Source organism: Pseudomonas rosaeacicularis, from assembly GCF_057128745.1.
In genome coordinates, this window is record NZ_JBSKHT010000007.1 from 59,356 (window position 1) to 84,165 (window position 24,810).

The window sequence follows — 24,810 nt, forward strand, 5'->3', positions numbered from 1 at the left end:
GGCTCCTACGCCTTCGGCAGAAGCAGATCGCGAAAACGATACAGGCCCTGTAGGAGCGAACTTGTTCGCGAGAGATCTACCTGACGCCATAGATGCGTCGCCCTTACCAACGCCTCGCGAATGAATTCGCTCCTACAGAGCAGTCACGAAACCATGCGAATCCGTTGTGTCAGGTTCACCGCATTCACAGGGTTTTCTGCCGCTTCGCGCCAGATCGCCTGCAAGCAAGGCTCCTACGCCTTCGGCAGAAGCAGATCGCGAAAACGATACAGGCCCTGTAGGAGCGAACTTGTTCGCGAGAGATCCACCTGACGCCATAGATGCGTCGCCCTCACCAACGCCTCGCGAATGAATTCGCTCCTACAGAGTCAGGCACAAAACCCGTGAGAGCGGCCCCGTCCGCAAATAGGCCCGGACAGACGCCCCCTCTTCATCGCCTGCAACAGCATTCGCGGACAGGTCCGCTCCCACGCCTTCGGCAGAAGCAGATCGTCATGAAGTTCCGGCTTCTGATTCTGGCCGCAGGCCGTAGGAGCTCGGCTTGCCAGCGATTGGCTGCGCAGCAGTCATAAAACCATCCGCATCCGTTGTGTCAGGTTCACCGCATTCACAGGGTTTGCTGCCGCTTCGCGCCAGATCGCCTGCAAGCAAGGCTCCTACGCCTTCGGCAGAAACAGATCGCGAAGCCTACCGCCGAAACAGTTCGTGACGCTCAATCACGTCGCCCGGATAAGCGTCTGCATCAATTCCGCTTCCGTGGACAGGGTTTTTGAATTGGCCTGGTAAGACGTCTGAGCCTGGATCAATTCCACCAGCTCATCGGTCAATTGCACGTTGGATCCCTCCAGCGATCCCGAAATCACCGCCCCCATCGAACCCGTCCCCGCCCCGTCGTATTCGGCGACGCCGGAGTCGTGGGTTTCGCGCCAGCGGGTGTTGCTGGTCGGTTGCAAGCCCTGCTCGTTAGCGAACGATGCGAGCATGACCTGACCGATCTTGCGATGCAGGCCGTTGTCGAAACTGGCGCTCATCACGCCCTTTGCGTCGATGACCAACCCAACGATATGACCCGACGCATGCCCGTCGATCTGTGGAGAAATCCGCGCGGTTTCAGCGTTGTGCTGCGTGAGTTTATTGAAGTCGATCGTGATGCCATCGACATTGCCGGCCGCACCGTTGGCGATCCAGCGTCCGCCCTTGTTCACACCCTCCATTTTGGAAGGCACCCATCCGGCCAGCGTCAATTTCCCATTGCTGGCAGCAAGGCCCGGTCCGCCCACCAACGACTGCACGCCACCGTTGGAATCGAACACCACGCTGGCGGTCAGCGGATCGGTGCGCGATGGGTCCGCAGGATTGCGCCCGTTGACCAGCACATGCAGCTTCCAGCTGTTGCTGCCGTCCTTGACGAAGTACTGATCCAGGTCATGCCGATTGCCAAGACTGTCGTAAACGCCGCTGGTAAATGTCTTGTTGTAAGTGGTGATGTCGGTGCGGTCGAACGTCGGAACCGGTCGTGTCATCAGCGCATCGGCGTCATCGAGCAAGGGCGTGGCGCCGTCGACCAACGGCAAGCTGATCGGCCCGGTGCTGGCCGCGCCACTGGCACTCCAGTTGCCATTGACGATGTGCGCCGGCTTCCAGTCCCGCAGGGCAAGTTCGGTATCGGACACCTTGTCGATCGCCGCGCTGGCCGTGCTCAACACCACATTGCCGGACGGCGATTTGGTCAGGCCCATTTGCAACGGCGATCGTGTAGACGGGTCCAGCGGATTGACGCCATCGATCAGCAGGTAAGACGTCCACTGATTGTCGTCCGTGCGCACAAAATATTGCCGCAGCTCATGGTCCTGAGGCGGGATGGCCGCTTTGGCGGGCGTGGTGATCTCGACGTTGCCCTGATCGTCCTTGCCGGTAACTTCCTTGACCGCAGGCACCCCTGCATCCTGAACGGTCTGCGTGCGCATGCGGGTGTAGGTGCGCGCATCATCAGGATCGAACACCGGCAATGCCGCCAGCGACGCCGCCGATGAATCCAGATTGATGGTTTGCCCTACCGTGCTGGTGGCTTTGGGGGACATGTTGGCGGTGTCGATCCTGAGGTCGGTACGCACCCCGCTGATGACTTCGCCTTTGGCATTGACGCCATAACCCTGCAAACGGCTGCCGTGATTGTCGATGACGTAATCATTGGCATCCCTCTGAAACGCCCCGGCGCGGCTGTAACTCAAGGCGCCATCGTCGCTCATGACGAAAAACCCCTTGCCCTGAATGCGCATGTCGAGCTGCCGACCAGAGCTTGAGAGGACCCCACCGGCGCTGAAGTCCTGCGAGACGTTGGCCAGTTGCACCCCACTGCCTGCCGCTGTCCCTCCGCCCAGATGGGTTGACGCATACACGGCCGAGAATTCGGCGCGGGACGATTTGAAACCTGCTGTCCCGACGTTGGCGATGTTGTTGCCTGCCACTTCAAGCCGTTTATGAGAAGCCTTCAAACCGGCCACTGCAATACTGAAAGACATGAACACTCCCGAGCCGTCTAGGACGACACTTCCATTGATAGGCGTATTTATTCCCGCGAACCGCTCAGTTGCTCATGACTTAATGTGCAGTACCGGTGATTCGCGATTTTTATTCTCGCAGTATCGAAAGTAGGAATTTTCTAGTTATAGAGTGGGACGGCTCTATATATTTCCCGGCAAAACAAAGTTCTCACTGTATTCAAATCATTCAAATTTCAAGCAAAAAAAAGCCCCTGCGAGAGGGGCTTTTTCATTCGATTGCAGCGAGGGTCAATTAACCATCTGAATAGTGGTTTGCAAGAGCGTGCTTTCAGTCGAAATGGTTTTCGCGTTGGCCTGATAGTTACTTTGCGCTTTGATCAGGTTGACCAACTCGCCAGTCAGGTCGACGTTGGATTCTTCCAGCGCGGAACCGGTAATGTTCCCCAAGACACCAGTTTCCGGCGCGCCCGTCACGGGAATGCCTGAGGCATAGGTTTCACGCCATGCAGTGCCACCGGCAGGCGCAAGCCCTTGGGTGTTGGCGAAGCTGGTCAGTGCAACCTGGCCGATGGTGCGCGACAGACCGTTGGTGTACGTGGCGAACATGCGGCCGGAAGCATCAACGTTCATCGCGCTGATTTGCCCTACCGAGTTACCGTCCTGGGTTTTGCTGATGGCGCCCGATGCCGAATTGTTCTGCGTGGTCGCCAACATGTCCAGTTTCAGGCCGCCGGTGTTACCCACCGCGCCATTGGCCGTCCACGTCGTGGTCGCCCCAGTGGTGGTCTTGGTCGCCGGCACCCAGTTGTTGATCTGGAAGGTGCCATCGGCATTGACTGCAACGTTCGCCGTAGACGTTGGTGCAGGTGTAGTCACCAGCTTGCCGTAGGAGTCAAAACTGATCTGAGTCTGGTCAGCCACGACTGGCGTAGCGCCCGGATCGGAAATGCCACGACCGTCGATCATCGAATACATGGTCCAGGTATTGGTGCCCGTCTTCGTGAAGTACTGGTCCAGGGTGTGCTGGTTGCCTTGGCTGTCATAGATCGGCGTGTGCAACGGCGAGTTGTAAGTCGTTACATCATCGGGGTCAAACGCTGCGGTAATGACTTCCGACGTCGAGTTCAGGTTCGAGGCGATACTGACCGTACCGGTCGCCTTGGCAGCCATATCGGCGGTGTCAACGCGCAGATTGGTCAGCACGCCGGTCGCAAGATTGCCAGTGCCGTCCAGGCTGTAGCCCTGCAAGTTATTACCGCTGTTATCAACGATGTTGCCGGTAGTGTCGGTATGAAAAGCACCGGCGCGTGTATATAACTTCTCGCCGTTGTTGCTCATCATAAAGAAACCGTTGCCGTTGATTGCCAGATCCAGGTCGCGGCCTGTTCCAGTCGTCACAGCGCCTTGGGTGAACTGTTGAGTGACCGCTGCAGTCGTTACACCACTGCCCACATTACTGGTACCGGAAGTGCCACGAATCGAATTCGAATATTGGTCGGCAAACTCCGCACGGGAAGATTTGAAACCCACCGTCGCCACGTTGGCAATGTTATTGCCGGTAACGTCGAGACTTTTATTCGCTGCATAGAGCCCTGTAAGGCCGATATTGAAAGACATGTTTCAAACTCCTGCGCCGTCGAGTCGGCTCTATATTCCGATTTGTTTAACTTTGTCCATGAGGATACTGCTGCCATCAGCCAGATTCAGGGTCATGCCTGTGCTGGCAGTGCCCATGGTGACGCTGTTAACAGTGGCTGGCAGGTAGGTCGCCAACGATGTGCTGGTGCCATCGATGGTGGCGTCTGCCTTGAAGCTGTAAGTCCCGGACGGCAATACGTTGCCGCTTTCATCTGCGCCGTCCCAGGTGAACTTGGCATTGGTGGCCTTGGTTTGCTCGCCCATGTCGATGGTGCGAACGATGTTGCCGTCCGCGTCGTAGACCTTGACCGAACTCATGGTCGCGGCGCCCGGAACGATGACGGTACCGGTCAGCCCCTTAGCGGTATCGACCGTGGTCGAACCAACATCGACGATCACCGAACTGCCCACCAGCGACGAGGCTTGCAGTGCCTGCGACGACTGATACATGCCGCCGATCGCATCGACCGAGGTGCTCAGGTTCTGCATGGTTTCCAGGCTACTGAACTGAGCCAGCTGGGCCACGAACTCACTGTTGTCCTGTGGATCGAGCGGGTTCTGGTTCTGCATCTGGGTAACCAGCAATTTCAGGAACGAGTCCTTGCCCAGGCTGCTCGCGCCCGTCGCCGAATCACCCGCCGTGGTAGATCCCGGCGTTTGCAGCGACGTCAGGTAGGCGCTTGAGGCGGTGCTATCAACTGTGGTTGTCATTGCTTTCGTCCCTTATCACTGACCCAGGGTCAGGACCTTCTGCATCATTGTCTTGGCGGTGTTCATGATTTCCGCGTTGGTCTGGAACGAACGACTGGCCGAGATCATGTCTGCCATCTCGTTCACCACGTTGACGTTCGGGTAGTACACGTAACCGTTCTTGTCGGCCGCTGGATGATTGGGCTCGTAGCGCGCTTCAAGGTTGGAGGCGTCTTCGACGATGCCCGACACCTGCACGCCGGAACCCGACGCGCCCTGGTCTTCGAACAACGATGCGCTGCCACTGGAATCCTGACCCTGAAAAACGGTAGCAAACACCGGGTGACGGGCGCGGTAGGTCTGGTCCAGGCTCGAAGACACGGTCTCGGCGTTGGCGATGTTACTGGCGACGGTGTTGAGACGAGTGTTCTGGGCACTCATGCCGCTACCGGCGATGTTAAAAACACTGGCTAGAGACATGGCTTATTCTCCGCGAAGGGCTGCGACCAGCCCTTTGAACTTGCTGTTGAGCAACGTGAAGCTGGCCTGAAAACCAATGGCGTTTTCGGCGTAGTTGGCGTTCTCGACCTGGGCGTCGACGGTGTTCTGGTCCAGCGACGGCTGCGACGGCGTGCGATAAAGCAGTGAGCCTTGGTCGTTGCTCAAGCCTTCAGCTTCGATGTGATGGCTGTTGGTCATGTTCAGCGCGAACGTGCCCTTGGTGGCCTTGTCGTTTTCCGCCGCCAGCACCTTGGAAAAGTCCAGGTCACGCGCCTTGTAGTTAGGCGTGTCGGCGTTGGTGATGTTGTTGGCCAGCACCTCTGCACGTTGAGCGCGGAAGTTCAGCGCTTTCTCGTGGATGCCCAGTGCGTTTTCGAAGCTGATGCTCATGTCGGGAAACCTTTACCGGTTGACCAGATTTTCATGATTGAGTCATAGCAAACGCCGTGCCATCTACGCGAACGCTGATATTCCGGGGGTTTCAGGGGAGGTGCGATGGGCTGATGCCAGAAAAGCGGCAAGGGATTTCCGCTGTTAAGGGCGGAAGCGGCAAGGGCGGTGCCGTTTTTTTGCCGCTTGATGGGCTTGATCGTCGTAGGGCGGGTCACTCGGTCCCCTGTAGGAGCTGACGAGCCGCCGAAGGCTGCGATTGCGGTGTGGCTGACACTCCTCGGGATCGGGATCGGGATCGGGATCGGGTGAATATCCGTTATCGAGGGTGTTGCTGACATCGGTTCCGCCCTTACGGCGCGTCACTTTGTCGTGGCAAAGTAACCAAACCGTTTCGCTCCCGTGTCCGGCCCCTCCTTCGTCGGGGTTCCCTTGCTCCGGCATTGCTCCGGGGACACGCCGCCATCGGCCATCCATGGCCGGGGGCGGCTAGCGCGGCATCCATGCCGCGCTGTCCCCTACGCAACGCCTACGCTCGGCCTTCCAAAGTCGCACTTTGTGGCGCTCACAAAATCTCGGCACGGCTCGGATAAAAAGTGCAGAACGTTTTCCTGATCGCTCCCACGCTCCGCGTGGTAGCGCTTGTCGTGACGCTCCGCGTCACAGGGACGCGGAGCGTCCGGCTGCATTCCCACGCGGAGCGTGAGGAACGATCAGAGCAGAAGCGGAACGCGCGTTACTTTTGATCTTCATGCGCAACAGTCCAGACACCACAAAACGCGACTTGGGTGCAGGCCGAACGCAGGCGACGCGCAGTGGGATGGCGGGCAGGGACGCCCGCCAAGCGCCGTCAGGACATGGATGTCCGTTCGGCGCGTGCCCACGGAGCGTCGCCGGAGTGAGGGAACGCGACGAAGTCGGGCCAAACCAGGAGCAAATGGTTTTGGTTACTTTTCCCGAAAGAAAAGTGACCCGCTGTAAAAGCGGAACCGGTGTAAGCCCCACCTCCGATAACGGATATTCACACGATCCCAATCCGAAGCATGTCAGACCCACCGCATCGTCCGAATGCGGCCCAGACCGTCGTTACCTCCGAATGCTCCTACAGGGGACCGCATGATTTGCGCCCATAAAAAAAACCTCGCCAAAGCGAGGTCATCTTTCAATCCAGCTACCAGACTTCACTTGGCCTGATAAATAATCCCCGGACTGCACTGCACCATCTGATAGTGATCCGGCAACCCGTTCAGCGCCTCCGAAGCACCCAAAAACAGATACCCCCCGGGCTTCAACGTACTGTGAATCCGCAGCAGGATGTCCTTCTTCACCTCGGCCGAAAAATAGATCAGCACGTTGCGACAAAACACGATATCGAACTTGCCCATCACCGCATAACTGTCCAGCAGATTGAACGAGCGAAACTCCACCCGGCTCTTGATTGGCGTCTTGATCGTCCAGCGACCCGGCGTTTTCTGATCGAAGTAGCGCTGCAACCGCTCCGGCGACAAACCACGGCCAATCGCCAGACTGTCGTACTCCCCGGTCTTACAGGTATTGAGCATGCTGCCCGACAAATCGGTGGCGATAATCTGCGCGCCGCCTTTGAGCTGACCAGGATTGCTGCGCTCGAACTCATCAATCGACATCGACAGTGAAAACGGTTCCTGCCCCGACGAACACGCCGCCGACCAGATCCGCGGACGCAGGCCCGGGCTGGCTTTGAGCTGCTCAGGCAAAACCTTGTTCTTGAGCACTTCAAAAGGATAGGTGTCGCGAAACCACAAGGTTTCGTTGGTGGTCATGGCGTCCACCACCTGCTCGCGCAAACCGCTGCGGGGCTGGGACTGAATACGCGCAATCAACTCACCCAACGATTTGAAGCCCTGCTGTTCCATCAGCTTGTTGAGGCGGCTGGAAACCAGATATTGCTTATTTTCACCCAGCAAAATGCCACAGGCTTTTTCCAGGAATACCCGGAACTGTTCAAAATCCAAATTACCTGTAGACATGCCGCCTCTCAAATTTCGTGAACTACCAGGGACGACGCCCCTGGCTTGTCTAGCTGATGTCTGCTGCCTTGATGCGATCTACCACGCGGGCCGCCAGATCATCCGGGCGGAACTTGGCCAGAAAATCGTCAGCGCCCACTTTCTTGACCATTGCCTGGTTGAAGACACCGGACAACGAGGTGTGCAAGACGATGTGCAGCTTCTGCATGCGCGGATCATTACGAATCTCTGCAGTCAGGGTATAGCCGTCCATTTCCGGCATTTCAATGTCGGAAATCATCATCAGGAATTCTTCTTCCGGCTTCTTGCCCTCGTCCACCAGTTTGCGCAGGAATTCAAGCGCCTGACGACCGTCATTCAACGCGGTGACTTCCACACCGACCGTTTGCAGACAACGCGTAACCTGCTTGCGTGCCACCGATGAGTCGTCCACGGTCAAGACCCGCAGCGACAGCGCCTTGTGCTGAGTCTCCGCATCAATGACGCCTGCCGAGATGTTTTCGGAAACCGGCGCAACTTCGGCCAGAATTTTCTCGACGTCGATGATTTCCACCAGCTCGTTATCGATCCGCGTCACTGCCGTGAGGTAGTGATCGCGCCCCGTTCCCTTGGGTGGCGGATGAATGTCTTCCCAGTTCATGTTGACGATGCGTTCGACCGAATGCACCAGAAAACCCTGAATCTTGGTGTTGTACTCCGTGATGATCACGAAGGCATTTTCAATGCTGTCCAACGCTTTTGAACCGGTTGCCAAAGCCAGGTCGAGAATGGGAATGGTCCCACCACGAATATTGGCAATGCCGCGCACGATCGGACTGGATCTGGGCAAGTGGGTAAGTTTTGGGCACTGAAGCACCTCTTTTACCTTGAACACGTTAATCCCATACAACTGCTTGCCGTTCAGACGGAACAACAGCAATTCAAGGCGGTTCTGCCCTACCAGTTGAGTGCGCTGGTTCACTGAATCCATAACACCAGCCATGCCCAACTCCTTCCCAAAACGACCAATGACCCATCACCTGTCGGCAAGCGGCACGGGCCTTGCTATTTACCTTGTCATGAACAGACAAACGACAGTATTTCGACGCCTGACATCCGTAACCCGCAGCTTACTCTGCGCGACGGCCGCGTTGTGCCTGTTGAGCACTGCGGGCCTGAGTCGCGCCGACAACGTGACGTTGCCTGAAACCCTTATCGGCGTCACCCAGGGCTTTCTTGAATTCACAGTTGAAGACTACCTGGCAACCAGCCAGACCGCCGGGCGTTATGAAATCGAAGTCAAGCAGCTGGACCCGCGCCTGCGCATGCCACAGTGCGACAAGGATTTGACGGCATCCCTGGAAAACTCTCCCCGCCCTGTCGGCCGCGTCACCGTGAAGGTGCGTTGTGAAGGCAGCTCTCCGTGGACGGTGTTCGTGCCCGCGCAGGTACATCTGTTTCGCGAAGTGGTAACGGTCGTGCGCCCCATGAAGCGCGATGCGATCGTGTCCGATGGCGACGTTGCCTTGCGCGAGCGAGACGTAGGCCTGCTGGGGCAAGGCTTTCTGGATTCGCTCGATCAGGCGGTAGGACAGAAACTCGTCCGACCAACGGTCATCGACCAGATTTTGACCCCGGTGCACCTGCAACAGCCGGAAATGATCCGCAAAGGCGATCAAGTGGTGATCAGCGCACGTAGCGGTTCCATGAGCGTGCGCATGCCGGGTGAGGCTCTCTCTGACGGCGGTTTCAACGAGCAAATACGGGTGAAAAACCTGAATTCCCAGCGCGTGATAAAGGCTAACGTGACCGCTCCGGGACAGGTGGAGGTGCCTATGTGATGCGATGACCTCTGGCGCTGTGCCTGCGCTTTTTCTAGACTGGGAACCGATGCGCGCTGTGCGACGTCCATTTGAGACTGTTTTCGCACGGGCCCTAAAGTTATTCCGGGTTTGGCCGAAACCAAAGGCAAGCGTCCAAGAACCCAGAGGTTTTCTATCATGGTCATCGACTTCAATCGTTTAAATAGTTCCACTACCGTCGGCAGTACAACCCGTACTGCCGCCACCAAAGAAGCTGGCAAAACCGAAGCGGTAGCAGCACCGGTGAGCACTTCTGAAACGGTAAGTAGTGGTGAGGCAGTACATCTGAGCAGTGAAGCTCAACAGTTGCAGAAGATCACTGATTCGCTGCGCGATCAGCCAGCCGTCAACTCCGCCCGTGTGGCTGAATTGAAAGCGGCTATCGCAGACGGCAGTTACAAGGTCGACAGCAACCGCGTTGCCAGCAAGCTGCTTAATTTCGAAGCCCAGCGCTAAGCCCGCGCCGGGGCTTCTGGACGCTTAAATCCCAGAGCATGCGATGCAAGACACTACTTTGCTGCAACTGATCACCGACGATATCGCACCGGCCCAGCATCTTCTTGAGTTGCTCAAAGCCGAGTCGATTGCGCTGCATGGCCGCGACATGGTCGAAATGGAACACATCCTGGCGCAGAAACAGGCGCTGGTGATTGTTCTGGACCAGCACGGGCGCCGCCGCAGCCAGCTTCTGGCGAGCCTTGGGTTACCTACCAATCGTAACGGGCTGGAAGAAGTAGCCAAACATTCGTCAGTCGGCGCAGAGCTGCTCAAAGCAGGCGATGAGCTGAACGCCCTGATGACTGACTGCAAGGCGGCCAACGAAGAAAACGGCACGCTGATCCAGCTGCAGCAAATCAAGACTAGCCACCAGCTATCCATCCTGAACGGTGGCGACACGCCGACGCTGTATGACAGCCGAGGATCGACTTCCGGAAAAGCACGGCCACGTCCGCTTAGCCAGGTGTAAGTTCCTGTATCAAGGCGTGAAACATGCTGGCAAAATGCCGCACGCCTCACGCTGTCGTATTTTGCCTGGAGATGGATTACCCGTGAATGCCTCAAGCGCGGAAGATGTTCCGCAGCCCCCGAAGGTACTTGCAACGCCTTTGGAAATTGCCGCCACCCTGCGACTGCTGCTGGAAAGCCATGATCCGCTGATCATCACCTTTCACGAGCGAAGCCAGCGTTTCCAGAGCTACATCACCGACATTGACCGGGATGGCAACTCAGTTACCTTCGACGAAATGATCCCCCGCGACGGCGAACGCTTTTTGGCTGCCGGGGAGCCTTTCAAGGTCGAGGGTTTTCACGACGGCGTGCGCATCGCCTGGGAATGCAAAGCTCAACTGACCACCATCGACGATCCGCGCTGCTATCGCGGGCCGCTGCCTGAGGAAGTGGTTTATCACCAGCGCCGTAATGCCTTTCGCGCCGCCTTGAAGCTGGCGTCACTGGTGAACATCGAGATCGGTGGCGAGAGACTCAAGTCGCCGCTGCGGGGCAAGTTGTTGGACATTTCCGCCACCGGTTGCAAGCTGCGTTTTGAGGGCGATGTGTCCGAGCGCATGCAATTGGGCCAAGTGTACGAGCGGTTCATCGCCGCCCTTCCCTTCGGCAACATGACTGCCCCGGTGGAACTGCGCCATCTGCATTTCGAAGAGCGTATCAACACCACCTTCGCCGGCGTGCGCTTCCACAACATGAGTGGACTGGTGCAGCGCCAGGTCGAACGTTTCGTCTACCAACTCCAGCGCGAAGCCCGACGCTTCGACAAAGACGACGACTTCTGATCGCACGTCCTCACGGGGGCTGGTACCCAGCCCATCGCGAACAAGTTCGCTCCTACGGCCTGCGGCCAGAATCAAAAGCCCTCGCGAACAAGTTCGCTCCTACAGGGCCTGTGCTGTTGGCGCGATTCGCTTCTGTCGACGCGCGGGAGTTGTCCGGGAGTCGCTTCTGCCGAAGGCGTAGGAGCCCTGCTTGCAGGCGATCTGGCGCGCAGCGGCAGCAAAACCTGAAGAGCCGGTTTCGCCTGACACTCTTCGGTCGCCTATTTCAGGGCAGCTGCGCGCCCCATCGCGGACAAGTCGCGCTCCTACGGCCTGCGGCCAGAATCAGAAGCCCTCGCGAACAAGTTCGCTCCTACAGAGTTTTCGCGCTCTGCTTCTGCCGAAGGCGTAGGAGCCTTGCTTGCAGGCGATCTGGCGCGAAGCGGCAGCAAAACCTGAATCCGGTTTCGCCTGACACTCTCCAGTCGCCTATTTCAGGGCCGCTACGCGCCCCATCGCGGACAAGTCGCGCTCCCACGGCCTGCGGCCAGAATCAAAAGCCCTCGCGAACAAGTTCGCTCCTACAGAGTTTTCGCGCTCTGCTTCTGCCGAAGGCGTAGGAGCCTTGCTTGCAGGCGATCTGGCGCGAAGCGGCAGCAAAACCTGAAGAGCCGGTTTCGCCTGACACTCTCCGGTCGCCTATTTCAGGGCCGCTGCGCGCCCCATCGCGGACAAGTCGCGCTCCTACGGCCTGCGGCCAGAATCAGAAGCCCTCGCGGACAACTTCGCGCCTACAGGGTGTGTGTCATTTTGGCGATCTGATGCTGACCGGAGCCAACGCCTACCTACATCGGTCGATCAATACCCAGATCGTGTGACGCTTCGTGGGCGGGGTTTGGCCGTGCGGGTTGTGGCTCGGTGCTGGCTTCTTCCGAGGTCGCAGGCGCCATGTAGTCATCACTGAGCGGTGCTTCAGATTCCGACTCCGCTTCAGCTGCCGGCTCCCCACTTGGCTCGACTTCTGGCTCCGCGGTAGTCTGCATCTGGTCCTGAACCACCTGCTCATCCACGCGTGGATCAAGCGCCACAACCAGCGGCGAGCTGGACATACTGTCCGGCATGGCGATGTGGTGCAGCGGCGCGTCTTCGACCTGGTGCAGGTTGGTGACCGCTTTCGGACGGATTCTCAACGTCAGGATCAACGCCGTGAAGCACACGAAGGCGTAGAGCATGTTGCTGCCAAACATCTTCATCAGCACGCCAGAGGCCAGCGGCCCGATACTTGCGCCCACCCCGTAGGTCATCAGCAGCATGGCGGTCAGCGAAACGCGGCGCTCGCCTTCAACGTGGTCGTTGGAAAACGCCACCGCCAGCGGGTAAAGCGAGAACTGCAGCAGCGACGCTGCAAACCCCACCGAAAACAGCACTTCTATCGGCACGTCCGGGAAAATCGCCAGCGGCAGCGAGGCCAGCACCAACAGCCCCGCCACGCCACGGATCAACCACGCCCGGTCATAGCGGTCCGACAGCCAGCCCAGCGGCCATTGCACCAATAGCCCCGCGCCGATACAGCAACCCATGAACACACCGATATGTTCAGTAGTCAGGCCTTGTTGCGCGGCATACAACGGCGCCAGGCCGTAGAACGAGCCGATAATCATGCCCGCACTCAATACCGTAGTCAGCGACTGCGGCACCCTGCGCATAAAAAACAACGGTTCAAGCGGCGCAGGGTGCATCGGCGCCGGGTGAATGCTGCGGGTCATGGCGACCGGCACCAGACATAGCGCAAAACACAGCGCCACCAGCATCAGCAGTTCGAGGCCCAACTGCGGATGGATCACCAGAATCAACTGACCCAGCACCAGTCCCAGATAAGAGGCAATCATGTAGGCGCTGAAGACCAGGCCACGCTGTTTGGGCGAGGCCTGTTCGTTGAGCCAGCTCTCGATGACCATGTACTGGCACATCATGCCCAGGCCGACAATCATCCGCAGGAAGATCCATGCCGGCAGATAGTTGATCAACCCGTGCCCAAGCACCGCGGCTCCGACAATACCGGCGCAGGTAGCGTACGCCCGGATATGCCCGACACGACCAATCAGTCGGTGGCCGATCTTGCCACCCAAGGCCAGACCCACATAGTTGGCGGCCATCAGCGCGCCGACCCACAGGCCGTCGACCTGATCGGCAGCCAGACGCAACGCAAGGTAGGTACTCAACAGGCCCGAGCCGATCAACATCATCAGCGAGGCGAAATACAGCGCTCGAAAGGACTTCCAGATTTGGCGCATCAGTGTTCCAAAATCGTCCCTTCATCAAGAAAGGACGAACAACGGTTCTTAAGCCTGAGCCGCCAGAACGCGACGCTCCCAGGGAGTGATTTCATCGAAGAAACTGGTCAGTTCCAGGGTCTTCGATGCGACGTAGCCTTCGATGAACTCGGAACCGAACAGTTCCTTGGCCAATTGACTGCGTTTCAGACGTTCAAGCGCTGCGTGCAAGGTACATGGCAGCGACAAATGGTCCGGCACCAGAAACTCGCCTTGTATCTGCTCCGACGGTTCAAGGCTGTGCTCGATGCCATACAGACCAGCGGCCAGACTCGCCGCGATGGCCAGATACGGATTGGCATCGGCGCCTGGCAGGCGATTTTCTACCCTTCTGGCCACCGGCGCACTGGCCGGAATGCGCAAACCGGCCGCACGATTGTCGTGGGACCAGCAGGCGTTATTCGGTGAGGCGAAAGGATGACACAGCCGCTGGTAGGAATTGACGTTCGGCGCAAATAAAGCCGTGAAGTCTGCCATCGCCGCCTGCTGTCCACCGATGAAGTGACGGAACATCGCAGTCGGTTGGCCATCGGCGTCGCTGAATACGTTCTCTCCCGTCTCGGCGTCCACCACGCTTTGATGAATATGCATCGAGCTGCCCGGCGTGTGCGCCAAAGGCTTTGCCATGCACACCACGGTCAGGCCGTGTTTGAGGGCGACTTCCTTGAGCAGGTGCTTGAACAGAAACGTCTGATCGGCCAGCAACAGCGGATCACCGTGCAGCAGATTGATTTCGAACTGACTGACGCCCATTTCGTGCATGAAGGTGTCGCGAGGCAAGCCCAGCGCGGCCATGCATTTATAGACTTCGCTGAAAAATGGCCTCAGGCCGTTGTTGGAGCTGACGCTGAAGGCGCTATGGCCATCCTCGCGCCGACCGTCCAGACCCACCGGCGGCTTGAAGGGCTGGGTCGGATCAGGATTAGGCGCGAACACAAAGAACTCGAGTTCGGTGGCGACTACCGGAGCCAGGCCGAGCGCTGCGTATCTGGCAATGACCTTTTTGAGCTGGCCGCGAGTGGAGAGATTCGAGCTGCCCCCCTCAAGTTCGTCGGCGTCGCAAATCGCCAGCGCGCGGGGCTCGTTGCTCCACGGCAGGCGATGGACCTGAGCCGGGTCGGCCACCAGTGCCAGATCGCCGTCGTCGCTGCCGTAAAATTTTGCCGCTGGATAACCGCCCATGATGCACTGCAACAGCACCCCACGCGCCAGTTGCAGCCGGCGACCTTCGAGGAATCCCTCGGCGGTCATCACCTTGCCCCGCGGTACACCGTTGAGATCGGGTGTCACGCATTCAATCTCATCAATGCCCATCAATCGCTGCGCGAGTGAATTGTGGCCATCGCTGCTCATGACTCAAGTCCTTTGTCTTTACACAGGCCGCTCAGCGGCGAGGCGTACAAAATAAGCGGCAGGCGTTCGGAATATCAAGCGCGGTGACCACAGTTGACCGATCCCGCTTCAGGGCTTTGGTGAACTGGCCGGTACTTTCGGGGCTAAAGCGCGGCCCGCCCGGTAATGCCCCGGGCTTTCCCCTGTCCACTTTTTGAACGCGCGGTGAAAAGCACTGGGCTCCTGAAAGCCGACCAGAGAGGCGATGTCGACCACGCTCAAATCCGTCTCGCGCAGTTTTTGCTGGGCAATCCCCCGCCGCACATCGTCCTTGATCCCCTGAAACGCACAGCCCTCGCGCTCCAGACGGCGGCGCAAGGTGGTCGGGCTCAGCTTGAGTTCATCTGCCATTTCAACCAGCGTCGGCCAATGCCCGTAATGACGTGCGCGTAGCCGCTGGTACACCTGCGCCGCCAGACCGCGCTGATTACGAAAGCGGATGACCAGCCACTGGGGCGCCGTGCGCAGGAAGGTTTTCAACGTGGGCAGCGTTTGCACCACGGGCATGCGCAGGTAGTGGCTGGAGAATTCGATTTCGGTCTTTTCAGCCCCGAAGCTGAGGTTGAAGCCCCACAGCAACGAGTCGTCGCTTAACCGCTCGCGGGTATGGCGAAACTGCGCTCGGTCAATGCTGATGCGTCGCCCGCCGACCCAGCAGAGCAGACTGATCATTAACAGCAGGAAGGTTTCTTCGCCAAAGCGCTGTTTGATCGGGTCATCGCAGTGAGTGTCCACGGCGATGATCGCTCGCTGGCCGCGCACCACCAGACTGCCGCGAAAATCCCGCAGGAACAGGCCAAAGTTCGCCAGGCACTGGCGCAGGGCTTTTTCCAGATTCGGCTCCTGGATCAGGGCGCGGCAGATCAGCGCAAAACTGCCAAGCGGCATGCCGTGGGAGTCGAGGTCAAAAAACTCGTCGTTCAGCTCCTTGATCTGGATCAGCCACAACGCTGCGAACGCGGAAGCCGAGACCCGAGCCGCGGGATCGTCCAGCAGCGCCATATCGATGCCTGCCGCTTCCAATACCGATTGCAGGCGCAAGGGCTGGTCACGTAAAGCTTGCACGATCAATTGGACGAAGTAGATCGAGACTGAGTCCTTTTCCCGCATTACCAGCGCTTCCTTTTGTGAAGACATTCGCCATCCCGTGGGAGCGGACCTGTCCGCGAAGACAATCTGAAAGACGACATATTTCTATTAGCTTCAGGGCCCTTTCGCGGACAGGTCCGCTCCCACGGTTGATCGGTGTGAATCGGCCTGATTCTGTAGGAGCCAACTTGTTGGCGAGACGAAACATCAGGTGTATCCAGGCCTATCGCCTCACGAACAAGTTCGCTCCTACAGAAGCGGGGATTGCATTCGCCCATGGTAAAGAACGCCAGCGGATCTGGACAGTTTTGGCATAGGCCGCCGTCAGGGGTGCGATCTAGACTTGCTCACTATCACGACCGCGCTGCCAGGCGCCGGCCTCCTCAAACACAATAATTTCAAACACCTTGGAGTCGACATGAGCACTACTGCCACCCAGACCACCGACGTCTTCGTCGTCAGCGCATTGCGCACCGCCATTGGCGCTTTTGGCGGCTCGCTCAAGGACGTCTCGCCCATCGAACTGGGCACCCAGGTCAGTCGCGCCGCGCTGGCCAAATCGGGCCTCGCTGCAGAGCACATCGGCCACGTCGTCATGGGCCATGTCATTCCCACCGAAGTGCGCGACGCCTACCTGTCGCGGGTCATCGCCCTTGAAGCCGGCCTGACCAAGGAGACCCCAGCGTTCAACGTCAACCGCCTGTGCGGCTCCGGTCTACAGGCCATCGTGTCCGCCGCTCAATCACTGATGCTCGGCGACGCCAAGGCGGTGCTCGCGGGCGGTGCCGAGTCCATGAGCCGCGGCGCCTACATCATGCCGCAAGCCCGCTGGGGTGCACGCATGGGCAACATTCAAGCGCTCGACTACATGCTCGGCGCGCTGCATGACCCGTTCGCCAATATCCACATGGGCATCACTGCCGAGAACATCGCCGAGCATTACGGCATCACCCGCGCCGACCAGGACGCGCTGGCACTGACCAGCCAGCAACGTGCGGCTCACGCCATCGCCGAGGGCCGTTTCGAAGGCCAGATCGTGCCGATCGAAGTGCCTACGCGCAAAGGCCCAGTGTCATTCTCGGTGGACGAACACGTGCGCGGCGACGTCAACGCCGAGCAACTGGCGAAGATGAAAACCGCATTCAAAAAAGACGGCACCGTGACCGCCGGCAACGCTTCCGGGCTCAACGATGGCGCCGCCGCGCTGGTCATGGCCAATGGCGATATGGTTCGCGAACATGGCCTCAAGCCGATGGCACGATTAGTGGCCTACGCCCACGCAGGCGTTGACCCGGCCATGATGGGTCTGGGTCCGATTCCAGCCAGCCGCAAAGTGCTGGAGCGTGCGGGCCTGACCGTCGCCGATCTGGACGTCATCGAATCCAACGAAGCCTTCGCCGCGCAAGCCTGCGCAGTGTCCCGCGAACTGGGGTTCGATCCGGCCAAGGTCAACCCCAACGGTTCGGGCATTTCCCTCGGGCATCCGGTCGGCGCCACGGGTGCAATCATCGCCACTAAGGCCATCCATGAGCTGCACCGCATTCAGGGCCGCTACGCGCTGGTGACCATGTGCATCGGTGGCGGTCAGGGCATCGCCGTCATCTTCGAACGCGTGTGAGGAGTCAGTCATGAGCATGCAACAGATTGCCGTGATCGGCGCGGGCACCATGGGCAACGGCATCGCGCAGGTCTGCGCGCTGGCGGGTTTTGACGTCACGCTGCTGGACATCTCCGACGCCGCACTCGAACGCGGCTTCGGCACGGTGCGCAAAAACCTCGATCGTCAGACCAGCAAGCAGACGATCACCGCCGACGTCGCCGCTTCAGCGCTAAAGCGCATCCGCTGCACCACCGATTACGCTCAACTGGACGGTGCGCAACTGGTGATCGAGGCCGCAACGGAAAACCTGGAACTGAAGCTGCGGCTGTTGAAGCAGATTGCTGAACACGTCAGCTCCGAGTGCGTGATCGCGTCCAACACCTCGTCGCTGTCGATCACCCAACTGGCGGCCAGCGTCGCGCACCCTGAGCGCTTCATCGGCCTGCACTTCTTCAACCCGGTGCCGATGATGGGGCTGATCGAAGTCATCCGCGGCCTGCAAACAACCGACACCACCCACGTGGCCGCGCTCAAGCTGGCGGAGCGTTTGAACAAGACCGCGATCACCGCAGGCAACCGGCCAGGCTTTGTGGTCAATCGCATTCTGGTCCCGATGATCAACGAAGCCATTCTGGTGTTGCAGGAAGGCCTGGCCACCGCCCAGGACATCGACGACGGCATGCGCCTGGGCTGCAATCAACCGATCGGCCCTTTGGCACTGGCCGACTTGATCGGGCTGGATACGTTATTGGCGATCGTCGAAGCCTTTCATGAGGGCTTCAACGACAGCAAATACCGCCCTGCGCCGCTGCTCAAGGAAATGGTTGCAGCGGGCTATCTGGGCCGTAAAAGCGGGCGGGGATTCTTCGTCTACAACTGAGACAGCGGGCGCGGCGTGTTCGTCAATCGGCCAGGCCTTAGGGCAAAAAGAGGCTGAACAGGCCGCCGCCCAATACGCCGCCGTTGGCGATTTCAATGTGTCCGCGCACGCCTTGGCGTTGATGCTGATCGGCGATTTGCGCAGCGAAGTAAAGGCCTAGCCCCGTGCTGCCGGTGCTCTGGTTTATACCCAGAGCGCAATTGGCTTGCTCGATCATTTTCGCCGCGAACCCTTCTCCGTCGTCATTGACGCTGATGACCAGCTGTTCGCCAACCTGCGCGGCGCTGATCAGGATGTGCTGGCGGGCATAACGGATCGCGTTGACCAGCACATTCGAGATCACCGAGCCGATCAACTCGCGATCAAAAAAACCGGGCAATGACAGAGCATCCACCTCATAACGGGCGACGATGCCGCGGCTATTCAGCACCTCTTCATGCAACGCCAACTGCCCTTCGAGGAAGTCATCCAGCTCGTGGTAATCCGGGCGCAGGGGCAACTGATTGACGCCCAGTTTGTAGAGCCCGAGCAACTGCACCAGCATGCCGTTCAGGTGCGCGAACTCGTAATCGATGACGCCCTGCTCCGGCGTTTTACGCAAACCGGGGGGCAATTGCGCCTGCAACTGTCCATGGGCATGGATCAGGCTCGCCAGCGAGTTCTTCATGTCGTGAACGGTGGAGGCAATCACCATCGAAAAGTCGAGCCCCGGAGCGCGCGGCGTCATACGCCAAAGGCCCTGATGCGCAGTTTTTTGAAGCGCTCGAAACGCGAATCGGTGTCCGGCATCTTGCCGACCAGCTTCAGGCTGGCCTGGCATTCCTGAAGCGCCGCCGCATCCAGATTCTGCACCCCGATGTGCAACAGCGACTGCGCCATGTTCAACGCAATGCTGATGTTCCTCGGCTGCAACGCCAGGGCTCTGCGGAATAAATCCTGAGCTTCACCGAGATTGCCGGCGCGGTAACTGCGAATGCCCTGCGCATTGAGGTCCAGGGCAGCTTGGCCGATACCAAGGATTTGCGGATCGCTGGTCTGCAGGGAAATGCTTTTCATCACTGCCGGGTCGTCACCATAAATTTCGGCGCAACTCTTGAGAATGCCCGCGCCGACGTCGTCCAGACCCAACTGCTTGAGCTGAGAGGCGACCGCCAGTGCGGTGTCAGCGCTGAGCAATTGATCGGCGCCATCCAGACGCGCCACGGCTTCGTCAATCAATTTGGCGGCCAGCTCGGGGTCCGACGCTTTCACACTGGTGGCCTTCATCAGCCGCGCACGCACCTGCAAACCGTTGTCCTGCGCGTTATCTTTGGCGACTTCGGTCAGTGTCTGGTTGATCTCGATGCGAGCACGGGCATCAAGCCCGCGATCACCGCCTTTGCTGATCAGCGATTGAGCCAGACCGAGGTTGCTTTCCGGGTCTTTGAAGCGCGAGAACTGACCTTGCGCAACGGCATGCCGGTAAGCCTTGGACGCACCGTCAAAATCCTCGTTGGCCAACGCCAGCTTCCCGAGCAGACGCTGGCGTCGAACTGCATAAGGCGACAGGCGCACGGCCTCTTCGAGCGCCTGTTGTGCGCCTTTGGCATCGCCGTCGGCGACCAGCACATCCGCCAGCCCGTCGTACAACGCTGGCATCATGGGGAACGCTTTGATCGCTTGCTCGTAGACGACCAGGGCTTCTGAATGACGCGCGAGCTTGAACAGCAATTTACCCAACGCCGCATAAGCCCATGGCTGTGGGCGGTCGGCGATCAGAGTCTTGAGCAGCGCTTCGAGAGGTTCGTACTGATTGAGGTCACGCAAGGCGTCGGCCTTGTAGCGCAGGCACAGCGGGGTAAAACGCGGGTCTTTTTGCGCGATCTGCTCGCAGGCCGCCAACACCTCTGCCGGCTTGCGGCGATCAAGGGCTTGCAGAATCGGCTTCAGCAAATCCTTGCGCTGGACAATCTTCTCCAGCCGCTGCGCCAGACCGCCACGGTTGAACGGTTTGGTGAGGTACGCATCCGGCTCCCACTCCAGCGCGCTCATGACCATGGCCTGACCGTTTTCGGCCGTCACCATGACGAACACACTTTCATGGCTGATCAGCCTGTCGGTCATCAAGTCCTCCAGCACTTGTTGGCCGTTCTTCTTGCCGTCTCCGAGGTTGAAGTCATTGAGGATAAAATCGTAGCGCTTCTGCGCACACATCTTCAGCGCCTGCTCGCCCGAGTCGGCCGTATCCACTTCCTTGACGCCCAACTCGCGCAACATCGACCTGACCGAACTGCGAAAATCGGAAAAATCATCGACGATCAGAAAACTTCTTTTGTTCCACGCCAGCATCGAGATTCCTGTCAGGGGAAGGAGGAAAATTGCCGCTGCCCCGGCAGTGTGATTCCGCCGGGAGCGACTTATTGGGGTTATCGGCAGCCAAAGGGCGAAGCTTAGAGAAGCGAGGGCGCAAATGCGACACAGGCCACATGAATGTCGCGGGGGCGGGAATTAAAAACGGCCGCGTTCGGCGGCCGTGTTGTGGTGGTAAGCAGACGTCAGCGTGAACGGCGACGCCACCAGAGCCCGATAGCAATAACAATCAACAGAGCAACCACCGCGCCCAGCCCCAGCAGATAAGGCATGGCCTTGATCAATAACGGCGCCGGGCCGCCATTGCGCAGTTCCTGCACCTTTTGGGCTGAAACGCTTACGCCCTGATTGCCGAAGTGCTCGAGCACATAATTGCTGACTGCGGCGATCTGCTCGTTGTTCATCTGCTCGCCGAACGCCGGCATCGACACCTTGTAATCATTGGTATCGCGATGCACGCCGTCGACGATTGCCATGACCAGATTGTCAGCGCGCACATCCCCTACTGCGCTGTTGTTCATCAGCGACGGATAGAACTGATCGGCGGTGCCCTTGCCGTCAGGCTGATGACAACTGGCGCACGCGCCGCTGTACAGCTGAGCACCGTTGACGCTGCTGCCATCGGCCATATCGGTCGGCGTGCGGGGCGGCAACGGTTCCAGCGTCGAAGGTAACGATTGCGCATTGCTCTGCACGGCGGAACGCTGAACGGTCTGGCCGGCTTCGCGCAATGCGGGGACGGTTTTCAGATACGCCGCCATCGCTTGCAGATCGTCGTCCTGAAGATGGCGCAGGCTATGTTCGACCGCCTCAGCCATCCCGCCCGCTGCTTGTCCTTTGCCCTCGACGTGACCACTGCGCAGATACCGGGCCAGCTCATCCTCGCTCCAGTTACCGATACCGCTGACGGTGTCGGACGTGATGTTCGGCGCATACCAGCCGCCCACCGAACCGCCGCCCAAATTTTGGCTGCCGGACTCGGCCATCAATACGTTGCGCGGCGTGTGACAGGAGCCACAGTGACCGAGGGTGTCCACCAGATATTTGCCGCGTGCAACCTTGTCCTCAGCCACAGCATTGCTGGCAGCGGGTTGACCATGCAAAAACAGCAGGTTCCAGCCCTTCATCAGCCAGCGCTGATTGAACGGAAACGCCAGCTTTGTCTCGGGCACCGGCTGATCCACCGGCTGCACGCCGTGCATGAAGTAGGCATACATTGCATGGATGTCGGCGTCGGACAAACCGCGATAGGCGGTATAAGGCATGGCCGGGTAAAGGTTGGCGCCATCAGCCCGCACGCCATCACGTACAGCGCTGGCGAACTGGGATTCGCTGTAATTGCCGATGCCGTTCTGTGTGGAGGGCGTGATGTTGCTGGAGATGATCGCGCCCATTGGCGAATCGATCACATAGCCACCGGACAGCGGCAACTTGTTGGCATCTTCGGGGGTGCGGTGACAGGCCTGGCAATCCCCCGCCGTGACGAGGTATTTGCCACGCGCGATGAGGGCCTGTTGTTCGCCGTCCGCTGCCTGAGCGCTGGAAATCGCAATGCTTGAAAGGGCAGCCAGCAAAAGACCGAGGGCGAGAACTTTCATGTTCATAGCTCCCGTCCGATGATGTCGGCAATCCGGATGCTCAAGGCCACACCTGGCAAAGTCGGATTGATGACACCGGAGGCAGGAATCACTCCGGTCGTCGCCAGGAACAGGTTGTTGTGGTCCCAAGTCCGGCATTCGCCGTTGACCACCGAATCCTTGGCGTCATCGCCCATGATCACTGCACCCATCAGGTGGTCGCGGTTCTGCCAACCGGTTTCATCCTCCACCACGGTCCCGCCCATCAAACGCACGAAGTTGGCGTAGTCGCGCTTGGCGACATCCTTGCCCGCCTTCACGTAGTCATCCACGTCGTAGTTGATTTTGAGCATCGGAATACCGAGCGCATCCTTGCGCGCGCCGTTCAGGGTGACCCGATTGGCGGCGTGGGGGAGCATTTCAAATACCGTTGAGATGTCCACCCAGCGTGCGGCGTCGTGACGAATGCGGCTGTCGAGTTCTTCACCGACTACGCCCTGGGACAGCAGACGACGGGTGACGGCCTCGTTGGGAACCATGTTGGTCAAAGCGTGCTTGATGGCGGCGTGGCGCTTGCGGAAATCACCGTCGCGCCAATTGAAGATCCCGCCTTGCTGGACCTGTCCACGGCCCGGCCACAACGGCTCATCGGCGAGGAATTGCAGGCCCATGCCCGTGTGGTCCATGAGGTTGCGCCCGACCTGGTCAGAGGAATTGGCGACGTCGGAGAGCAGCAGTAATTTCGGCGTTTCAATACCATTGCACGCGACGATGAAGTAACGCGCAGTGAGGCGCACGTCACCGCCTTTCGACGTGCGGTAATGCACGGCGACAATCTTGCCGCCCTCGCCTTTCTCCAGCTTGTAGGCGGTCGCATCGGTGAGCAGCTTGGCACCTGAATTTTCGGCATGCCGGGCATGGACATCGCCGCTGTACATAGCGCCGATCGGGCACACCGGCATGCAGTTGTTGTTGCCGCTGCACGCAGGGCGACCGTCATAGGGCTGATTGGTACGGGCGTTGGGCTCGTGAATGAAGTTGTAGCCTTCAGGCGAGATACGGTCTTTCAGGCGCTGAAAGTAGTAGGTCTCCCCTTCAGGCGGGATTGGATATGGCGCCGATCGCGGCGGAAACGCCACACCACTGCCATGCCCGCTCTGGTCATCACTGTTGCTGCCCGCCACGCCCATCGCCAGTTCGGCGCGTACGTAATAAGGCTCCAGCTCATCGTAGGAAATCGGCCAGTCGCGTCCCACTCCGTAAAGCGTCTTGAGCTGCATGTCGTTGGGCAAAAATCGCCAGGTAGCCGCTGCCCAGTGCCAGGTGGTACCGCCTACCAGCTTGAGCATGCCAGGCAGCAAGTCGAACGAGCCGGTGTTTTCCAGATAGCCCTTGGCGAACGAGGTCGGCGCCCAAGGCTCATTTGGATAAGGGTCGTTGAAGTTGCCTTTGCGTGAAGAGTTTCGGAAGTTCTCGACGACTTTCCAGCGTGGAATCCGTTCGCCGGCTTCCAGGATGATCACTGACTTGCCTTTGCGCGCCAGTTCATAGGCAGCGTTGCTGCCCAACGCTCCCGAGCCAATGACGATGACGTCAGCGTCGTATTCAACAGCCATTTTTTACCTTCCAACAAATCGATAGCGGGACGCGAACCCGATCCGGGCCCTCGAAGACAACTGCACGAGCGCAGGCTCAGTCAGTGGCGAGAGTCGCTGGCGGCTTGACCCAATAATTGGTCTTGCCCCGCGAATAGGTCGGGATGACCGTGGCGTCAAGCGTGGGCTGGTACATCAGCGCATCGCGAAACGCTACAAAACGGGTCGGGTCATCGCTGCTGTGGCTGATAGGTTCGCCGGTGTAACCCAGGTACCAACCGGAGATGATGGTCATGGCCGTGCTCTTGACCTGAGGGTCATGCCGTTTCGCGAACGCAGCGAACTGATGCATGTCGCTGAAATTATCGGCAGTGATAGCTTGCTGCAGGGCCTGGAGACCGCTGGCGAAATTCGCGTCACCGGCTGATAGCGCGTCGAACAGACGCTGACCCTGCTCGGAACTGAGCGTGGTTCGGGTCGTCAGCAGAAGCGACAGATGCATGAAGTCATTGGCGGGGGTAGCGGCGAACGCACTGCGCGAAAAAGGCAGCATCGAGAGGCCGCCGACCAGCAGCGCACCACGTAAAAGGCCCCTGCGAGTGAGGGCGGAGGAAGAATCATCATTCATGGGTGAGGGGCTAACCTTTCAGGCA

The 24,810-nt window shown here is 59.1% G+C and carries 21 protein-coding genes; 6 read left to right on the forward strand and 15 right to left on the reverse strand.

The genetic code is table 11. From position 1 onward, the window contains the following. Positions 1-716: 716 nt before the first annotated feature. From ACWKWM_RS10615 to ACWKWM_RS10645, 7 genes are all read right to left on the reverse strand, one after another. The gene (locus tag ACWKWM_RS10615) at positions 717-2,522 is read right to left on the reverse strand and encodes a flagellar hook protein FlgE (protein WP_483846111.1); all 1,806 of its coding nucleotides are present in this window, start codon (positions 2,520-2,522) and stop codon (positions 717-719) included. Between the two features lie 270 nt (positions 2,523-2,792). Next, a complete protein-coding gene (gene flgE / locus ACWKWM_RS10620) occupies positions 2,793-4,121 on the reverse strand; it encodes a flagellar hook protein FlgE (RefSeq protein WP_483846112.1) in 1,329 nt (442 codons plus the stop codon). A 30-nt stretch (positions 4,122-4,151) separates the two neighbouring features. After that, entirely contained in the window at positions 4,152-4,853 is a 702-nt protein-coding gene (locus ACWKWM_RS10625) for a flagellar hook assembly protein FlgD (RefSeq protein WP_483846113.1), read from the reverse strand. 15 nt (positions 4,854-4,868) lie between these two features. After that, on the reverse strand, positions 4,869-5,312 hold the full coding sequence (gene flgC / locus ACWKWM_RS10630; protein WP_483846114.1) for a flagellar basal body rod protein FlgC: 444 nt from the start codon (positions 5,310-5,312) through the stop codon (positions 4,869-4,871). Between the two features lie 3 nt (positions 5,313-5,315). Continuing rightward, a complete protein-coding gene (gene flgB / locus ACWKWM_RS10635) occupies positions 5,316-5,723 on the reverse strand; it encodes a flagellar basal body rod protein FlgB (RefSeq protein ID WP_483846115.1) in 408 nt (135 codons plus the stop codon). 1,181 nt (positions 5,724-6,904) lie between these two features. After that, positions 6,905-7,732 (reverse strand): protein-glutamate O-methyltransferase CheR, encoded by an 828-nt coding sequence (cheR, locus tag ACWKWM_RS10640; protein WP_483837396.1) that lies wholly within the window; start codon positions 7,730-7,732, stop codon positions 6,905-6,907. A 49-nt stretch (positions 7,733-7,781) separates the two neighbouring features. Then, positions 7,782-8,714: a chemotaxis protein CheV gene (locus ACWKWM_RS10645; protein WP_483837395.1), complete on the reverse strand. Its 933-nt coding sequence runs from the start codon at positions 8,712-8,714 to the stop codon at positions 7,782-7,784. A gap of 76 nt (positions 8,715-8,790) precedes the next feature. On the opposite strand from ACWKWM_RS10645, the gene flgA reads away from it, so the two are divergent. The 4 genes from flgA (at position 8,791) to ACWKWM_RS10665 (ending at position 11,363) form a co-directional block, all read left to right on the forward strand. Next, positions 8,791-9,552 (forward strand): flagellar basal body P-ring formation chaperone FlgA, encoded by a 762-nt coding sequence (gene flgA / locus ACWKWM_RS10650; protein ID WP_483846116.1) that lies wholly within the window; start codon positions 8,791-8,793, stop codon positions 9,550-9,552. A gap of 159 nt (positions 9,553-9,711) precedes the next feature. Next, positions 9,712-10,029 (forward strand): flagellar biosynthesis anti-sigma factor FlgM, encoded by a 318-nt coding sequence (gene flgM / locus ACWKWM_RS10655; RefSeq protein WP_483846117.1) that lies wholly within the window; start codon positions 9,712-9,714, stop codon positions 10,027-10,029. Positions 10,030-10,072: 43 nt separating this feature from the next. Further along, positions 10,073-10,540 carry a flagella synthesis protein FlgN gene (locus tag ACWKWM_RS10660; RefSeq protein WP_483846118.1) on the forward strand — a complete coding sequence of 156 codons (468 nt, stop codon included), beginning with the start codon at positions 10,073-10,075 and terminating at the stop codon, positions 10,538-10,540. Positions 10,541-10,622: 82 nt separating this feature from the next. Further along, positions 10,623-11,363, forward strand: a complete 741-nt coding sequence (locus ACWKWM_RS10665) for a flagellar brake protein (RefSeq protein WP_483846119.1) — start codon at positions 10,623-10,625, stop codon at positions 11,361-11,363. An 824-nt stretch (positions 11,364-12,187) separates the two neighbouring features. Here ACWKWM_RS10665 and ACWKWM_RS10670 read toward each other — a convergent pair. The 3 genes from ACWKWM_RS10670 to ACWKWM_RS10680 all read right to left on the reverse strand — a co-directional run bounded on the left by ACWKWM_RS10670 (position 12,188) and on the right by ACWKWM_RS10680 (position 16,177). Then, positions 12,188-13,636: an MFS transporter gene (locus ACWKWM_RS10670; RefSeq protein WP_483846120.1), complete on the reverse strand. Its 1,449-nt coding sequence runs from the start codon at positions 13,634-13,636 to the stop codon at positions 12,188-12,190. A gap of 48 nt (positions 13,637-13,684) precedes the next feature. Beyond that, on the reverse strand, positions 13,685-14,926 hold the full coding sequence (locus ACWKWM_RS10675) for a glutamine synthetase family protein (protein ID WP_483846270.1): 1,242 nt from the start codon (positions 14,924-14,926) through the stop codon (positions 13,685-13,687). Positions 14,927-15,136: 210 nt separating this feature from the next. Further along, positions 15,137-16,177 carry an AraC family transcriptional regulator gene (locus ACWKWM_RS10680; protein WP_483846271.1) on the reverse strand — a complete coding sequence of 347 codons (1,041 nt, stop codon included), beginning with the start codon at positions 16,175-16,177 and terminating at the stop codon, positions 15,137-15,139. A gap of 397 nt (positions 16,178-16,574) precedes the next feature. Here ACWKWM_RS10680 and ACWKWM_RS10685 point away from each other — a divergent pair, with 397 nt between their 5' ends. Further along, entirely contained in the window at positions 16,575-17,774 is a 1,200-nt protein-coding gene (locus ACWKWM_RS10685) for an acetyl-CoA C-acyltransferase family protein (RefSeq protein ID WP_483846121.1), read from the forward strand. A 10-nt stretch (positions 17,775-17,784) separates the two neighbouring features. After that, positions 17,785-18,636 (forward strand): 3-hydroxybutyryl-CoA dehydrogenase, encoded by an 852-nt coding sequence (locus ACWKWM_RS10690; protein WP_483846122.1) that lies wholly within the window; start codon positions 17,785-17,787, stop codon positions 18,634-18,636. A 37-nt stretch (positions 18,637-18,673) separates the two neighbouring features. Here ACWKWM_RS10690 and ACWKWM_RS10695 read toward each other — a convergent pair whose 3' ends face one another. The 5 genes from ACWKWM_RS10695 to ACWKWM_RS10715 form a co-directional block, all read right to left on the reverse strand. Next, positions 18,674-19,363 carry a sensor histidine kinase gene (locus tag ACWKWM_RS10695; RefSeq protein WP_483846123.1) on the reverse strand — a complete coding sequence of 230 codons (690 nt, stop codon included), beginning with the start codon at positions 19,361-19,363 and terminating at the stop codon, positions 18,674-18,676. Further along, positions 19,360-20,964 carry a response regulator gene (locus ACWKWM_RS10700; protein ID WP_483846124.1) on the reverse strand — a complete coding sequence of 535 codons (1,605 nt, stop codon included), beginning with the start codon at positions 20,962-20,964 and terminating at the stop codon, positions 19,360-19,362. The genes ACWKWM_RS10695 and ACWKWM_RS10700 overlap by 4 nt, the downstream gene beginning before the upstream one ends. Before the next feature lie 206 nt (positions 20,965-21,170). After that, positions 21,171-22,583, reverse strand: a complete 1,413-nt coding sequence (locus ACWKWM_RS10705; RefSeq protein ID WP_483846125.1) for a c-type cytochrome — start codon at positions 22,581-22,583, stop codon at positions 21,171-21,173. 2 nt (positions 22,584-22,585) lie between these two features. Further along, entirely contained in the window at positions 22,586-24,178 is a 1,593-nt protein-coding gene (locus tag ACWKWM_RS10710) for a GMC family oxidoreductase (protein WP_483846126.1), read from the reverse strand. Positions 24,179-24,254: 76 nt separating this feature from the next. Continuing rightward, positions 24,255-24,785, reverse strand: coding sequence for a sugar dehydrogenase complex small subunit (locus tag ACWKWM_RS10715; protein ID WP_483846127.1), 531 nt, complete (start codon positions 24,783-24,785; stop codon positions 24,255-24,257). Positions 24,786-24,810 lie beyond the last annotated feature (25 nt).